This window comes from Phytobacter ursingii (assembly GCF_001022135.1).
GTDB classification, from domain to species: domain Bacteria; phylum Pseudomonadota; class Gammaproteobacteria; order Enterobacterales; family Enterobacteriaceae; genus Phytobacter; species Phytobacter ursingii.
Genome location: NZ_CP011602.1, coordinates 4,934,082 through 4,949,057 on the forward strand (window position 1 = coordinate 4,934,082; position 14,976 = coordinate 4,949,057).

General features: G+C 50.2%; 13 protein-coding genes and 1 pseudogene. 7 read left to right on the forward strand and 7 right to left on the reverse strand.

What is annotated here, in order from left to right; all coding sequences use genetic code 11:
* Positions 1-139 precede the first annotated feature (139 nt).
* The gene (locus AB182_RS26740; RefSeq protein ID WP_047372717.1) at positions 140-1,036 is read left to right on the forward strand and encodes a LysR family transcriptional regulator; all 897 of its coding nucleotides are present in this window, start codon (positions 140-142) and stop codon (positions 1,034-1,036) included.
* 25 nt (positions 1,037-1,061) lie between these two features.
* Here AB182_RS26740 and AB182_RS26745 read toward each other — a convergent pair whose 3' ends face one another.
* The 3 genes from AB182_RS26745 to AB182_RS26755 form a co-directional block, all read right to left on the reverse strand.
* Positions 1,062-1,478, reverse strand: a complete 417-nt coding sequence (locus AB182_RS26745; RefSeq protein ID WP_047372718.1) for a helix-turn-helix domain-containing protein — start codon at positions 1,476-1,478, stop codon at positions 1,062-1,064.
* Complete coding sequence (locus tag AB182_RS26750) at positions 1,475-1,786, reverse strand: type II toxin-antitoxin system HigB family toxin (protein ID WP_047372719.1); 312 nt, start codon at positions 1,784-1,786, stop codon at positions 1,475-1,477. The genes AB182_RS26745 and AB182_RS26750 overlap by 4 nt, the downstream gene beginning before the upstream one ends.
* A gap of 262 nt (positions 1,787-2,048) precedes the next feature.
* The gene (locus tag AB182_RS26755) at positions 2,049-2,807 is read right to left on the reverse strand and encodes a glutamine amidotransferase (protein ID WP_047372720.1); all 759 of its coding nucleotides are present in this window, start codon (positions 2,805-2,807) and stop codon (positions 2,049-2,051) included.
* A gap of 744 nt (positions 2,808-3,551) precedes the next feature.
* On the opposite strand from AB182_RS26755, the gene AB182_RS31600 reads away from it, so the two are divergent.
* Entirely contained in the window at positions 3,552-4,463 is a 912-nt protein-coding gene (locus AB182_RS31600; protein ID WP_082137101.1) for a fimbrial protein, read from the forward strand.
* Between the two features lie 371 nt (positions 4,464-4,834).
* Entirely contained in the window at positions 4,835-5,113 is a 279-nt protein-coding gene (locus tag AB182_RS26765) for a fimbrial protein (RefSeq protein WP_263406553.1), read from the forward strand.
* A gap of 55 nt (positions 5,114-5,168) precedes the next feature.
* Here the strand turns inward: AB182_RS26765 and AB182_RS26770 are convergent.
* Positions 5,169-5,528, reverse strand: a pseudogene (locus AB182_RS26770) (glutamine amidotransferase-related protein); the annotation flags it as partial.
* 583 nt (positions 5,529-6,111) lie between these two features.
* Between AB182_RS26770 and AB182_RS31605 the strand changes: the two are divergent.
* The 3 genes from AB182_RS31605 (at position 6,112) to AB182_RS26785 (ending at position 10,341) form a co-directional block, all read left to right on the forward strand.
* Positions 6,112-6,822 (forward strand): fimbrial protein, encoded by a 711-nt coding sequence (locus AB182_RS31605; RefSeq protein WP_167337909.1) that lies wholly within the window; start codon positions 6,112-6,114, stop codon positions 6,820-6,822.
* A 720-nt stretch (positions 6,823-7,542) separates the two neighbouring features.
* Positions 7,543-9,441 (forward strand): methyl-accepting chemotaxis protein, encoded by a 1,899-nt coding sequence (locus tag AB182_RS26780; RefSeq protein ID WP_047372724.1) that lies wholly within the window; start codon positions 7,543-7,545, stop codon positions 9,439-9,441.
* Positions 9,442-9,585: 144 nt separating this feature from the next.
* Positions 9,586-10,341 (forward strand): class I SAM-dependent methyltransferase, encoded by a 756-nt coding sequence (locus AB182_RS26785; protein ID WP_047372725.1) that lies wholly within the window; start codon positions 9,586-9,588, stop codon positions 10,339-10,341.
* Between the two features lie 86 nt (positions 10,342-10,427).
* Here AB182_RS26785 and gorA read toward each other — a convergent pair whose 3' ends face one another.
* Positions 10,428-11,780, reverse strand: a complete 1,353-nt coding sequence (gene gorA, locus AB182_RS26790; RefSeq protein WP_047372726.1) for a glutathione-disulfide reductase — start codon at positions 11,778-11,780, stop codon at positions 10,428-10,430.
* A 228-nt stretch (positions 11,781-12,008) separates the two neighbouring features.
* The gene (locus tag AB182_RS26795) at positions 12,009-12,851 is read right to left on the reverse strand and encodes a 23S rRNA (adenine(2030)-N(6))-methyltransferase RlmJ (RefSeq protein ID WP_047372727.1); all 843 of its coding nucleotides are present in this window, start codon (positions 12,849-12,851) and stop codon (positions 12,009-12,011) included.
* Between the two features lie 192 nt (positions 12,852-13,043).
* Between AB182_RS26795 and AB182_RS26800 the strand changes: the two genes are divergently transcribed.
* On the forward strand, positions 13,044-14,315 hold the full coding sequence (locus tag AB182_RS26800) for an acid phosphatase (protein WP_047372728.1): 1,272 nt from the start codon (positions 13,044-13,046) through the stop codon (positions 14,313-14,315).
* Positions 14,316-14,357: 42 nt separating this feature from the next.
* On the opposite strand, the gene AB182_RS26805 is transcribed toward AB182_RS26800, so the two are convergent.
* Positions 14,358-14,807 (reverse strand): hypothetical protein, encoded by a 450-nt coding sequence (locus AB182_RS26805; RefSeq protein WP_052958929.1) that lies wholly within the window; start codon positions 14,805-14,807, stop codon positions 14,358-14,360.
* Between the last annotated feature and the right edge of the window lie 169 nt (positions 14,808-14,976).

Below are 14,976 nucleotides of genomic sequence, written 5' to 3' on the forward strand. Positions count from 1 at the left end.
CGTCTCCAAAAAGAGAGGTAGAAGGGGCAGTGAATAAACACAATGACGCGTTTATTTTACGTTGCGATGACTATAGCAATGTCTGGCGTTATGCATAAAATGTATTGTTTGCATGAAACAATGAACAGGATGCATAGTGATGATGGATCTGAATTTGTTGCGCCTGGTTCCCATCCTGGCGAAAGAAAAAAACGTCACCCGGGCGGCGCGCAAAGCCAACATTACCCAGTCGGCGTTCAGCCACGCGCTCAATCGCCTGCGTGAACAACTCAATGATGAGATGTTTGTCCGCACCCGCAATGGCATGGAGCCGACCCCTTATGCGGCGTCGATGATCCCGGTGATTGAAAATGCCCTGAGCAAACTGGAGGCGGCCACGCGGGGGAAAGGCAACTTCTCCCCGGCAAAAGATCCGCATACCTTTTACATTGGCGCGGTGGATTACTTCGAATTTATGTATATGCCCGCGTTGACGGCAAAATTTAAAGCCAGTGCGCCCAACGTCCGTCTTTCCGTCGATATTCTGTCTGAAACCATCAAGTTTGAACGGGTGGAGCGCGGCCAGCTTGATGCCTTTATTGGCGTGGATAACCTGCAATATATTCCGCAATATTTTAATAAACACCCGCTGATTTCCGATCATTATGTGGCGATTGCCTCGCTGGCACGTAGCGATCTGCCTGAACAACTGACCCTCAAACACCTGGTCACGGAAGCGCAAATCCATCTCCCTGCGGTAAGCTCCGGCGCGGACCATATTGATAGTTGGCTACTGGCGCAACATCTCTACCGCCCACTCACGACGGTGGTGCAGAGTTACGCGGTGGGAGGGCGTGTGGCAGTGGCATCGGGGTATTTGATGTGCGTGCCGTATCGCATTGCGAAAGAGCTTGCCGCGATGATGCCATTACGCATTATGGATTTGCCGGAAGGTTCGCCTTCTTATGATTTAATCCTGCTAACGCACCGTTTATTTGATTATCAGTCGGCGTTGCAGTGGCTGATTCATGAGTTGAAGACGGTGGAGATTCATTAAACGCCCGGGTTTATCGGGGTTTTACCTATCCAGCAAACGCGGCGACGGGCACGTTAAACCGCTTTGCCAGTGCCCGCATATGATCCAGTGTCAGGCTGCGCTGGCCGTTCATGATCTTGCTGACGAGAGAACGGCTGCCGATTTCCTGCTGAAAGCTGCTCTGATTAAGCCCATGTTGCGCCATCAAAACGCGAAGCAGTGCCAGCCCCGTTTCTGTGCTGGCAACACGGGCATTAAATACGGCGAATTCAGGTGCGGTGTTTTCATACTTCTCGATACGCACGCTGAGAAGGTCAATCAAAGGATTTGTGGGCTCGTGTTCAAGCAGATACTCCACCATTTCGAGAGCATCTTCATAATCTTGTCGGTGGGGGCTGTCGCCCAGAATCGGAAGCAAACTGACCAGATGGTTTGTGGCGTTAATAATATCCTGTGTTCTCATTCTGATTGCTCCTGATATTTTTTAATAAGTTTGTCATACGCAGAATGCGCCACGATATGCTTTATAAAGAGGCGTCCTGCGTCGAAATCCGCGTAAAACACAATTCGTAATTTGTTGCCGCCAACGTCAATGACCCACCATCGTTCGCGATATTTCATGCGATCCAGGGTCGCATAGACCTTTTTCATCTCCTCTGGCGCAGTGAATCGCAGGCGCTTAAGTGTTTTATAGACATCCGTAAGTGCCTGAGCGTCATTTGGAAAACGCTTTGCAGCTTCATCAAACGGTGCTCTTGAGATGATGTGCACGTTGATTTCTCTCTCCCTGAGAAGGTGAACAATAAATTCAATGTTGACATATTGTCAACGCTGGTGGGGCTCGTTTCTGGTTTGAAATTTTACTATTTGCCTGAATGGGAGGAGGGGGCAAATTAACTGTTTGATATAAATGTGGTTATGGAAGGAAGTCCGCAAAAAGTGTCGGGGTTGATTGATGTGCAGACATGATATACCCGGATGGCGCTGCGCATATCTGTAGCCCCGGCAAGCTTTGCGCCGCCGGGGAGCCGAATCAGGCACTCTGCGCCAGCTCACCCTGTAGGGGGATTTCGCGACGAAGCGCCTGATGCACAAAACGGCGCAATAACTCCGTGGCTTCAGGCGAGGGCAATACGCCAGCCAGCAATGCCTGTGGGTCAAAACCTTCTTCGGTCAACACTTCTTCACGCTGATTAATCATCGCAGAGGCAATTTCCGGCGTAAATTCCGGGTGGAACTGGGTCGACATGGCGTTCGGTCCGTAACGCACTATCTGATGCTGGTCGTGTGAAGACGACGCCAGCGCCAGTGCCCCTTCCGGCAGGCGAGAGACGGTCTGCATATGGGTCAGATGCGCGGGAAATTCACGCGGCAGGGTGCTCAGCAGTACGTCGTTACTGGCATGCGGATGAAGTTGAATCGCCTGGCTGCCAACCTCACGTCCCTGCGGGTGCCACTCCACTTCACCACCTAATGCATGCGCCATCAACTGATGGCCGTAACAGACGCCAAACAGCGACATGCCAATCGACATGGCTTGACGAATCCACTCCGCGGCGGCTTCGCTCCACGGCAGACGGTCGGTGACCATCGCCCAGGATCCGGTAATCACCGCAACACGGCTGGCATCCGGCGGTGGAAGCGCTTCGCCTTCAAACACTCTGACCACTTCTGTTTTCTCAAGAGGATGCTGGATAGCACGACAGAACCAGGATGGAATATCGCCGTGGATTTCACGAATAGACTCTGAGGGAAAACCTACTTGCAGGATAATTAACGGACGGTCTGCCATTACAACCACTCTCTTCCTCTGCTGAACATTTGTTCAACTATGCGCCGAAAAATGCATGTTGAGAAGAGGTTAGCGGTGAGAGGATTGTAAAGGCGAAGCGGTGAGTGATGGGGCTTTCAGGCCAGTTATGGCGCTATTTGGTTGTTTTTTTGATGAAATTTGAGTCAGCGTCAGGCTTATGCTTTTTTTGGAAATTTTTAGCACTTTTACCTGGCGACCTGGATGAAGACTTCTGCCACTCTCAGCCTGCCAGACAATAGGAAGAAACGAGCCAGTTCGAGATAATGCCCTTAACGAAAATATAGAGAGCATGCTCTATCTGGCCTGGCGAGATGATAACGACAACCCGGCGTTTAAGGTCATACTGGAGTTAATAAGGGGGGCCATTAATAAATAGATTCTAATTACTTTCACGAAATTATAAAAAAGTATTCTGCGGAGCTATATTCGACATCGATTTAAAACTTTTTCAACCTCATTACTGTATAAATAGCCAAGTATAAGTCTTAATTTTTTTATTGTTATACGCTGGTGGTGGGGTTTTCAGATTTATCCCTGATTTATAATCTGATTCGATTCTTTTTGTTACTTGGGTCAGGGTGTTCATCTTGACGACACATTTTGTAAGCCTGATTATCGAAATAATTTTTTTTTTGAGATATTGTCATGGCTAACGACATTGGTTCAGCGGCAAGCGCTTTTGGCAATATGCATGGTTTGTTATATTCATAAGGAATATGAATAATGCGGATAAAAAGCGTTGAATTTGTTTTTTTATTTATTGTTGCAATTTTATATCCAGAGTGGGCAACTGCGGGAGCATGTTACGATGAAATTAAATATGTCACAGCAGCTGATTTTATTAGTAGTAAAACCCTCAGTGCACCGGGCCGGGAAAGGTTCACATTAGGTGATATCAAAGGGTATTGTAGTATTGATATCGGCAGTTACTATCATGACAAAGTCTACTATGATGGTATGTACTCCAGCGTCAGTGGTTGTAACATAAGCGTGACCTCGCAATCGCCTTACTGCGTAGCGTGTAGCGTATATTCTTCGGTTCCCTCCTACAGCACATCAGCGAGGCCGTATGCAAATGGGGTATTTCTTGATTGCCCTGCCGGGCATATTCAAAGCCTCCCCGCAAACACCACACTCGCGCAAGGTCGAATGACCTTTCAGGGAATTGATTATTCTCGCACTTATGCTTATTTAAAATTCCGCCTTCAGGGAGAGGTAAAAGCTGCTGGGACATGTGATGTTACAGGAGTAGATAACAGCACGGTGCGTTTGCCGTCTATCTCGCGTGCCGACTTGGCCGGCGGCACGGGCCGTTACACCCAACTCTCCAAAGATTTTACGTTTACGTTGAAATGCAAAAACCAACCAAAGATTAATCTAAAATTTGACAGTTTAAATAAAATGACAGGCGTCACTGATGATGTACTGGCTAATACCACAACGGGTAATGATGATGTTGGGTTTCAAATTTATTATAAAAACACGCCGTTAAATTTCGGTGATAATAAAGCTTTAATGACAAGTACTCAGGATAATGAACAGCTGAAATTCACCGCTTATTATTATCGAAAAAGTACGGGGGTCAATGCGGGTACTATTACCAGCAATGCTGAGTTTATATTCAACTATGAGTAAAAAATCGCCAGCCTGTGCCCCGGGCTGGCATGTTTTACCTGGGCGGTTGCCTGCTCACTGTCCCTGGCGTTTACTTCTGACCCCCCAGGCTATTGTTAATTAAGTGCCCGCACTCTTTAATTTGCGTTAAGTCTATTTTCAATGAGCACTGTTTGATTTCCTTTTTCAGCATTGACTGCGTCTCATTCAGCTAAGAGCAAGCTATACATAAATAAAAAGTCTCCTTCGCTCGCTTATCCTTCTTTTTCATGAGGATGTTCTCATCTCCTCTTTCAACATCTTGATAATATGTGACTGTGCGAGCTGGTTACGTCAGCGCGAAACAGCCATTCACGATTAAGCTTGAATGTGAACACAGCCCCAGGGTCAATGTGACTTTTACGGGCAGTACAATGGCAGGCACGAATGATGTAATTTTGCTGAGTCAATATTCAGGTAATCCAAATATAGGTATTCAGCTGAAATATATTGATAATTACAGTACTAACAAAATAATCGTCAAAAACGGCACCGCATTTAGAGTGTTACAAAATGCCGGCACGCACGAGACGCTTAATTTTAATTCTTCTTATTATTACAAAGGCGGTGGCTCACCGGTGAGCGGGGGCCCGGTCAAAGCCAACGCGGAATTTATTTTTACGTATCCATAAATCGATTTGCAGATAAAAGTGGCTACCACGAGAAAGCTGTAGCCATTTATTGAAACTACGCGCTCTGCGCCAAATCATCCGATTGTGGAATGGTACGACTAAACGCCTGATGCACAAAACGACGCAGTATTTCAGTGGCTTCGGGGGATGGCAGCACACTGGCCAACAGTGCGCGTGGATCAAAACCTTCTTCCGTTAACACCTCTTCGCGCTGGCGAATCATATCGGCGGCGATAGCAGGGGTAAATTCCGGGTGGAACTGGGTCGACATGGCGTTCGGTCCGTAACGCACTATCTGATGCTGGTCGTGTGAAGACGACGCCAACGCCAGTGCCCCTTCCGGCAGGCGAGAAACGGTCTGCATATGGGTCAGATGCGCGGGAAACTCACGCGGCAGGGTGCTCAGCAGCACGTCGTGTTCAATAAGTTGCCCGTGATTATCTGTACGTCTTTAAAACAGAGGGAATAACACGCCTACAGAATTTAAACAAAGGAATGAATAAGTGGAATAAATCAATTGTTTCACTCGGGATATTTCCCTGATGAATAATTTCTGATAAATAACTTTTTCTGATTTTATTCGTTTCTCTACCCCTGTCGCGTATTAAATCTTGACGCGTGTTGCAAAATAATGGATTATTTTAAAAAATTTTATTTTATGGATTTGTCATGGTTGTCGGCATGAAAGAAATGGCATAACAAGCGACAATAAGGAATAACCAAAATATTCATGGAGAATATATGAAATGCTCAAGCGAATTGGATTTATAAAATTAATAAAATGTTGTTGGATTATCTTATTTCTACCGTATACCGCTTCTGCTTTTCATTGGACTACATCAGCAAGTAGTGGTTATCTTAATTCCAGCTCAGTGCCAACGTCACTTGGGAATATTACTTCCGGTGCAAGTTCAAGTGCCAGCATAACAGCATACGGATGGCCCGATTCAGTCAGTCAGGATAGGGTCAGGATTACTTCGGTTGCTGTGGGATCCGGTATGACTCAACGAGGTTTTTCCGTACAGGTAAGAGTGGGTTCAGGTTCCTGGATGGGCAGCACATGGGCTGGGGGAAGCTGTGTCTGGCTTGATTCCAGTTGTTCGCTGCCTGGGGGAAACAGGACATCAAGCATTCAACCTATTTCTGTGAGGTTAGTACGGAACAGCACCGCTGCATACGACCCCATTCCTCCCTATACACTTATTGCAATTGTTTACATTGCGCAAAGTTCTGTGTCGGGCGGTGGCGCGGGCGCGAATCTGTATTTTTATACGTCGGGGGGAACCATAACGCCCGTCAACCCAACCTGTAATGTTAAAGATTTCGATAAAACGGTGATGTTGCCACCTGTTAATCGTGATGATATTTCTTCTCACGGGGTAGGTCGTTATAGCGGGGCGACAAAAGAATTTGATATTACTCTTGAATGTTCGGACAAACCGAAAATCAGCGTTAAATTTGATGGTGATAAGATGACAGGTATTGCCTCAGATGAGGTTTTAGCCAACAAGGCCACGGGCAATGATAACGTGGGTATTCAGATTTTGCATAAGGACAACCCGATAAAATTCGGTACGGCTTTTGAAATTTTGACCAGTACCCAGAAGAATGAGTCCCTCAAATTTAATGCTTATTATTACTATAAAGGCGGTACCGTTTCCCCTGGTCCGGTGAAAGCACAAGCAGAGTTTTTGTTTACGTATAAGTAACTTATTCTATTTTAGAATGATAACCCTCTCTGCTTTTTTTCGCCCCTGAGTCGCTAATACGCCGCAGGGGCGCCTCTCTTTACACCTTTCCCTGGCACCGAACTCCCGTTGGCGGCGGGCATTTTTGTTGTGCTTATACATTGCTCGCAACCAAATGGCTTGCTCGAAACAGGGTTATCAGACTATTTATTCCTCTTTGGTTTTTAATTTGCGTTAAGTTAATTGAAATGATAGAGCTCCTCTTTCTTTATAAATTTTGACGTCACCAAAATAAACATATGTGCAAGTAAAGTACGACCATTAAGATAACAGTCTTGTTAATCCACTCTCTGTTTGTTCCTTTTTCATGAGAATGTTCGCATATTGCTTAACAAGACGTTGATAAGATTGGGATGCCCTACCAGAAGGGGAGCCTTTAAAGGCAATTTATCTTTACTCAATGCAGGGGCTTTAATTCCAGGTTCTGGTTATTTTCAAAATAGAATTTTACCAGATGGAATGCTCTTTCGGATGAAACCGACGCACAATTTAGATTAAAGAAATCCTGATAATGGTCGTTATACCCATGAGACTTCAAGTTGCATTTGTGTTGGCTCCGTTTGTATCCCCAGAGAGGTAGCCTGGTAAAAAACAGGATAATCATGCGCTTGCGGCATTCCCGTAACTCGAATTATTGAGAGTATACAACCCCTAATTCAACTAGATCGAGAAACTGCCATTATGACATGGAAAACCACCCAGGGCCGCGTAGCTCTTTTGCTTGTAAGTTTTTTTATTATCTTACTGATAGTTACGTACATTGTTATCAAGCAATTTGTTTCTCCGCAGATTATTGAAACCGAAACCAAAAATATTCAGGCGACGGTTGAATTACAAAGTAATGCGATAAAAGAGCAGATGAACCGTGTTAAGGCTCAGCAACGCTCGATTACCGAACTGGTTGTTGGGCTACAAAGTGAGCAAATCGACGCGTTATTGCCGCAACTCGTTAACCAATATGGCGATTTAAACGTATTTGGCGGCGGGATTTGGCCATTACCGGGCCAGCGTGACCCGGCGCGTGACAAATTCAGTACTTTTTACGCTCGTGATGCCGGGGGCAACCTTCAGGTTAATACCGTATGGAACCAGCCGGAATCGGCAAAATACTGGGAACAGCCCTGGTATAAAGACGGCATGAATGCGCCGAAAGGCGAATGTGCCTGGGCGAAAGCCTATCAGGATGCCGCCAGCCCGCAGCCGCGTACCAACTGTGCGATGGCAATTTGGAAAGATGGCAAAGCCTGGGGCGTGGCGACCATCGACGTGACGCTGGGCTTCTTTAATCAGCTGGCTGTCGATATGGGCAAGGCGGTAAACGGCAGCGTACTGATTGTGGAAGCCGACGGTAAAATCGTCGGTAATGGCTCTTCCGTACAGGATAAACCTGCGCTGTCAAATGTGCGCGATTTGGGCATTCCGGCTGCGGCGCCGTTAATCAGCCTGCTCGGTCAGGGCAAGAAAACGGAAGTACGCGGTAGTTACGACGGCGAAGACGGGGCGCATTCTCTGTTTGTTCTCCCCATCAGCGGTAGCCCGTGGTTCATGGCGGTGGATATTCCGAGCAGCCAACTGGTCAGCATGTCCGATGCCATTATGACCAAGTTGACCATTGTGCAGGCGATCATTGGTATTCTGATCGTGTTCATCATGATGATCATTGTGCGCAACATTTTCCACAATGTGACGTTGCTCAACCGTAATATTGAAGCCCTTTCCAGCGGCGGTGCGGATCTCACTCAGCGTCTTGCGCAAAGTAAGAGTCCGGAATTCAACGCCATCATCAATAACTTCAATAAGTTTATTTCGTTCCTTAATGAGCTGATGCAGCAGGTGGGGAGCAGTTCGATGGCCATTTCTTCGGCCTCGCGTCAGATTGCCAGCGGCAACCTTAACCTTTCTTCGCGCACCGAAGAGCAGTCATCTTCGATTGTTGAAACGGCGGCATCGATGGAAGAGCTGACCAGCACCGTACGTCTGAACGCCGAGAACGCGCTGCAGGCCAACAAGCTGGCGGGAGAAGCGTCAACGGCAGCGAAAGAAGGGGCGAATGTCGTTAATAAAGTGGTCTCCACGATGAATAACATCAATGCCTCTTCCTCCAAAGTGGTGGAAATCATCAGTGTTATTGATGGCATTGCCTTCCAGACCAACATCCTGGCACTTAACGCGGCGGTGGAAGCGGCAAGGGCGGGTGAGCACGGGCGCGGTTTTGCCGTCGTGGCCGGTGAAGTGCGTTCCCTGGCGCAACGCAGCGCCCGTTCGGCGCAGGAGATCAAGAAACTGATCGAAGAGTCGGTGAGCAGCATTGAGCAGGGTAGCGGGCTGGTTCGTCAGGCGGGGACCACGATGGACGGCCTGATGGAGAAAGTGGAAAGCGTGGGTGTGCTGATCTCAGAAATCAGCTCTTCCAGTGATGAACAAAGTCGCGGGATTGCCCAGATTAATATCGCCATCAACCAGCTTGATAGCGCTACGCAGCAGAATGCGGCGCTGGTCGAACAGGTGGCGGCGGCTGCGCAGTCCATGGAAGAACAAACCGTTCAGCTCGAAAACGTCGTCGGTAGCTTCAAGCTCTGATACGCAAACATGCCGGCTCTGCGGAGCCGGCATTCTTATGTCCGGCGTCTGCCGCTAACCCTTCGCGTTAATGCCCGTTTCGTATTTCCCTTGTCGTAAAAATCCGTTCGCACTACTGTGTTTTTATTAAACAGAGGAATCCCCATGCTGAACTGGTTCGCAAGCGGCGGCGCCGATTACGCCCGTTATCGCCCGGAATACCCCACAGTCTTACTGGACTACCTGCTTTCGATAACACCTGTGCACTACCACGCGCTGGATGTTGGTTGCGGTACGGGTCAACTGACCACGTTACTGGCCTGCGCCTTCGACAAAGTGACGGGGATTGATCCCAGCCAGACGCAAATTGACAACGCTGAACCCCACCCCCGGGTTGACTATTGCGTGGGGCCGGCGGAACAACTTCCCCATGCGTTGCACGACATCAACCTGATCACCGTCGCTCAGGCTGCACACTGGTTCGATCTACCCGTCTTTTACCGTGAAGCGCAGCGGGTGGCGGCCCCCAATGCCGTGATTGCCCTGATCAGTTATGGCGTGCTCAACCCTGATGAGACGCTACGGGCGCGTTTTCGTCGGTTCTACTACGACGAGATAGGCCTCTATTGGCCTGCGGAAAGGCAGCTGGTCGATAACGGTTATGCTGGCATTCTCTTCCCGTTTACGGAAATGTCCGCGCCGGATATGGAAATTCGCCTGCAGTGGGACCTTACGGCATTGATGGGTTATGTTTCCACCTGGTCTGCGGTGAAGCGGGCACTTGATGCAGGGCAGGACGCTCTTCTGGTCCGATTTTATGACGATATGCACGAACTCTGGGGAGATCCGGCGCAGAAGCGCACGTTTTCGTGGCCCATTAATATCAGAGCGGGGCATTTGCGACAGGCACTATATGCGTAGTGAAAGCAACCCTCAGGCGGGGCGGCAGATCTTTCCGGGCGACATCGTTGTCACCCGGAAAGGCATCAGTCGTCACTCGGGGGCGATCAGCGCATCGTCACAAATTCTTCTGCCGCTGTGGGGTGAATCGCCACGGTATTATCAAAGTCTTTTTTGGTGGCACCCATTTTCAGTGCGACCGCAAAGCCTTGCAGGATTTCATCCATCCCGAAGCCGATACCGTGGATGCCGACGATCTTCTCTTCCGGGCCAACACACACCAATTTCATGCGGCATGGCTGACGGTGAGAGGTGACGGCGGTATACATGGCGGTAAACGACGATTTATACACTTTCACCTGATCGTCACCGTACTGTTCGCGCGCCTGCGGCTCGGTTAATCCCACGGTGCCGATAGGCGGGTGGCTGAACACGACGGTGGGAATGTTGCTGTAATCCAGGTGCTCGTCCGGTTTATTATTAAACAGGCGTTCAGAGAGACGACGGCCTGCTGCCACGGCAACCGGCGTCAGTTCAACGGCGCCAGTGTTATCGCCCACGGCATAAATACCCGGCACTGAGGTGTTCTGGAATTTGTCCACCACGATGAAGCCTTTCTCGTCGGTTTTCACCCCGGTAATGTCCAGATTGAAGGTGTCGTTGGCCGGTTCGCGGCCAATCGCCCAAATCAGGCAGTCCACCGTCTGGCTGCGCCCATCGTCAAGTTCCAGCGTTAAGCTCCCGTCGGCGTTTTTCACTACCGCTTTTGGCACGGACTGGGTATGCAGACTCGGGCCTTCGGCCGCCATCACTTCTACCAGCGTTTCGCTGATCATGGGGTCGAAGCTACGTAATGGCGCATGTTTGCGCACGAAGAGGTGAGTTTCCGCCCCCAGGCCATTGATCACGCCGGCCAGTTCTACGGCAATGTAGCCCGCCCCGACCACCGCCACGCGTTTTGGTAGCGCAGGCAGCGCAAAGAAACCGTCGGAATCAATACCGTATTCCGCGCCGGGGATCTGCGGATGGCTCGGACGGCCGCCGGTCGCGATCAGGATGTGATCGGCGGTGATCGTTTCGCCATTCACTTCGACAGTCTTTGCGTCGACAAAGCGCGCGAAACCACGAATCACATCGACATTGTTCTTGCCCAGAACATTGTCGTAAGAGGTATGAATACGGTCGATATAGGCCGTGCGACTGGCAACCAGTTTGCTCCAGTCAAAATGGTTCACGGTGGTATCAAAACCGTAATCTGGTCCGTACAGATGGATAGCCTCGCGGATTTGCGCCGCGTGCCACATGACTTTTTTCGGGACGCAACCTACGTTCACGCAGGTGCCGCCCAGCTCTTTGGCTTCAATCAGCGCGCACTTCTGGCCGTACATGGCGGCGCGGTTAATTGAGGCAATCCCGCCGCTGCCGCCGCCGATGGCGATATAGTCGTAATGTTTGCTCATGGTTAATTCCTTAGAGCCTATCCAATTAGGCTATTTTATTGGCCATTTTGGACCTGGGCAGTGCTCACAATCCTCACGTACTGCGTGTACGCTCCGGTTGTTCCGCGCTGTCCGTGTCCAAACTCGCTGCAACAATGTACGCCTACTGGGTAGGCTCTTAATCCTGAACGAGGTCGAAAGTGTCGCGATTGTAACGCGCAGACAGCAAGGTTCCTTCGATTGTTGCGATTACTCGGGCACAATCCAGTTGACGAGGGTGTGGCCGATCCCGGCGGGCACCAGTTTACTGTGCAGCCAGGGCAGGACGTTATTCATCTGTGCTTCTAATTTCCACGGTGGGTTAATCACAATCATGCCGGAAGCCGTCATGCCGCGTTGGTCGCTGTCCGGGCGTACCGCCAGCTCAATCTGCAGGATTTTACGGATACCCGTCGCTTCCAGGTCATGCACCATACGCTTAATTTGCTGACGTAATACCACCGGATACCACAAGGCATAGGTGCCGGTTGCAAAGCGTTTGTACCCTTCGCTAATCCCGGATACGACAGCCTGATAGTCGGTTTTGATTTCATATGGCGGGTCGATCAGCACCAGACCACGGCGGGAAACCGGCGGCAGTTTAGCTTTCAGTTGCTGGTAGCCATCGGCACGTTCGACGCGTGCGCGCTCATCTTTCTGAAACTCCTGACGCAGCAACGGGTAATCGCTTGGGTGCAGTTCGGTCAGGAACAGGCTGTCCTGCTCGCGCAATAGCTGGCGGGCAATGAGCGGCGAGCCGGGATAGTAGCGTAACGTGTCGTTGCGGTTGAAATGACGGACCACATTCATATACGGCTCAAGTTCAGCCGGCAGGTCGTCTTGCTGCCAGATGCGGCCAATCCCTTCCAGATATTCCCCGGTGCGTTCAGCATGTTCGCCGGAGAGCTGATAGCGCCCCGCGCCTGCATGGGTATCGAGATAGAGAAACGGTTTCTCTTTTTCCTTCAGCGCTTCGATGATGAGGCTCTGAACGGTGTGTTTGAGGACGTCGGCGTGGTTGCCTGCGTGGAAGCTGTGGCGATAACTGAGCATGGAGATAGAAATTCCAGAATATGAACGAGATTAGCCACAGTTTACCGTAGATTGCGCGGGAATGCCGTTAACCCTTCTGATGTTTCAGGCAGACGTAAAACGTTTCAAAATTTATCCGTGTCACAAAAGCGTCAAGTTAGCGGACTAGCGTCGAGTTCAGGCAAGGTAATTGTTTGAATAAAAGGATAAAAAATGAAAATCCGTATGACACTGTTAACCGCCTCTCTGCTGCTTGCTCAGCAGGCGATGGCGAAAGATGTGCCGCTGACCGTTGCGCGCGACATTGCGAATACCACCACACCGGCCTCGGTTAGCCAGACATTTGATGGGCTGGAAAATCAGTCGCTTGCCGCCTTGCGCGACGCGCTCAAAGGTGACGGTACCAAAGTGGAACGTGAGCACCTTGAAAAAGCGGCGCAAAGTACAAAACAGGCGGATACCGCCTGGCTGAAAGCCAGCGGTTATGATTTCAAAGTGAAAGATAACCAGCAGGCGGGCATTGAACTGCTCTCCACGTTCAGCGCTTTGCCAGCCCCCGTACTGGATCAAAACCTGAAAACCGTCGAAGAGATTAACCTTAACGCCACATCGGGGTTGCGCCATCAGGCGCTGGCAGACGCAGAAGGCATCAGCTACCTCTATTTTCTATCCGATGCGCTTGGCCCGCGTTTGGGCAAAGCGTTTATCGCGGCTTATGACAAAGGCGAGTTGGGCAAAGCCGCGGCGCTCATTAAAGCCAGCGAAGTCAGTACCGGCGCGGCGAAGAAGCACTTCGACTACAAGCGTCCGTTCCTGGTTCAGGGCAACACCATTCATCAGGTTCCGGATGATGTGGTGGTGAAAGACAACAAACCGTACTCCGCAGATGGCGGTTCCTTCCCAAGCGGCCATACCAATACCGGCTATACCGATTCATTGCTGATGGCGGAGATGATCCCGGAACGCTTTGATTCGCTGGTGGAACGCGGCGCCCGCTATGGCTATTCCCGTATCGTGCTGGGCGTACACTACCCGCTGGATGTGATGGGCTCAAGAATGGTGGCCCAGCGTAACGTGGCGCATTACCTCAACGATCCGCGTTACCGTGCGCTGTTTAATGAAGCGCGCGATCAGCTGCGTGTTGCGCTGGAAAAAGAGTGCGGCACGTCGCTTGCTGAGTGCGCGAAAACGGCGGGTAAAGACGATCCGTACCGCGACCCGGCGATGAAAGATTTTTACCGCTTCACCATGACCTATGACCTGCCGCAGCAAAAAGGCAAAGCGCAGCCGGTGAAAGTGCCGGAAGGGGCGGAAGTGCTGCTGGAGGCGGCGCTGCCTGACCTGTCGGCGGCAGCGCGGCGCGACTTGATGGTAAAAACCGCGCTGCCGGGCGGCTATCCGCTTTCTGGCGAAACGGCCGATCAGAACTTCTGGCAACGTCTGAACCTGCCAGCGGCGTATGCGGCGGCGCATAACGCGAAGTAAGTTTTGGCAACGGTGCTGGCGCGGCTGGCACCGTATTGCTGTTCAGAAGCTAAACGCGCTCAATTCGCGCACGCAGGCTTCGGGGTTAGCGCGTTTAACCGCATCCAGGAAATCGGCAAAGGCGGTATTGAACAGGGTGTAGTTGTGGCGAAAACGCGCCTGCTTCGTCTGCCCTTCGACGACGTAAGTGACTATCCAGAAGGAACGGTTATTCACTTTGATAGTGTCGCGCTCGACTTTGGTTATCGCACTCAGTGGCACAGATTTTTTCACATTAAGCTGAATTTCATAGAAATATTTTTCATCGAAATAGTAATCCGTCGGTAAGAGCTGGCCTCCTTTACCTGGCCGAAAGGTTTTGGTGGTGGTGGATATCTTTCGTAATCCTTGGTTTGCTTGCGCGTCGCTTTGTCGACGTCGCCATTTTGGAAACATAAGTGCCAGCCCGATAAGCATCAGCAGTGGAAGTATTGCCTGAATGAAATTCAACATGCGGTCTCCTTGTCGCCGTTGTGATGAGTATACGCGCTGGATGGCTCTTCTTATTACTTTGATTCGATAGCAGAAACGACATCATGCGTGCAAATGGGTATTGCAGCGATAAGCAGTTCAGCGCAACGCCTGCCATTGAAATCCTCTACACTTAACCCCATGCTACAAC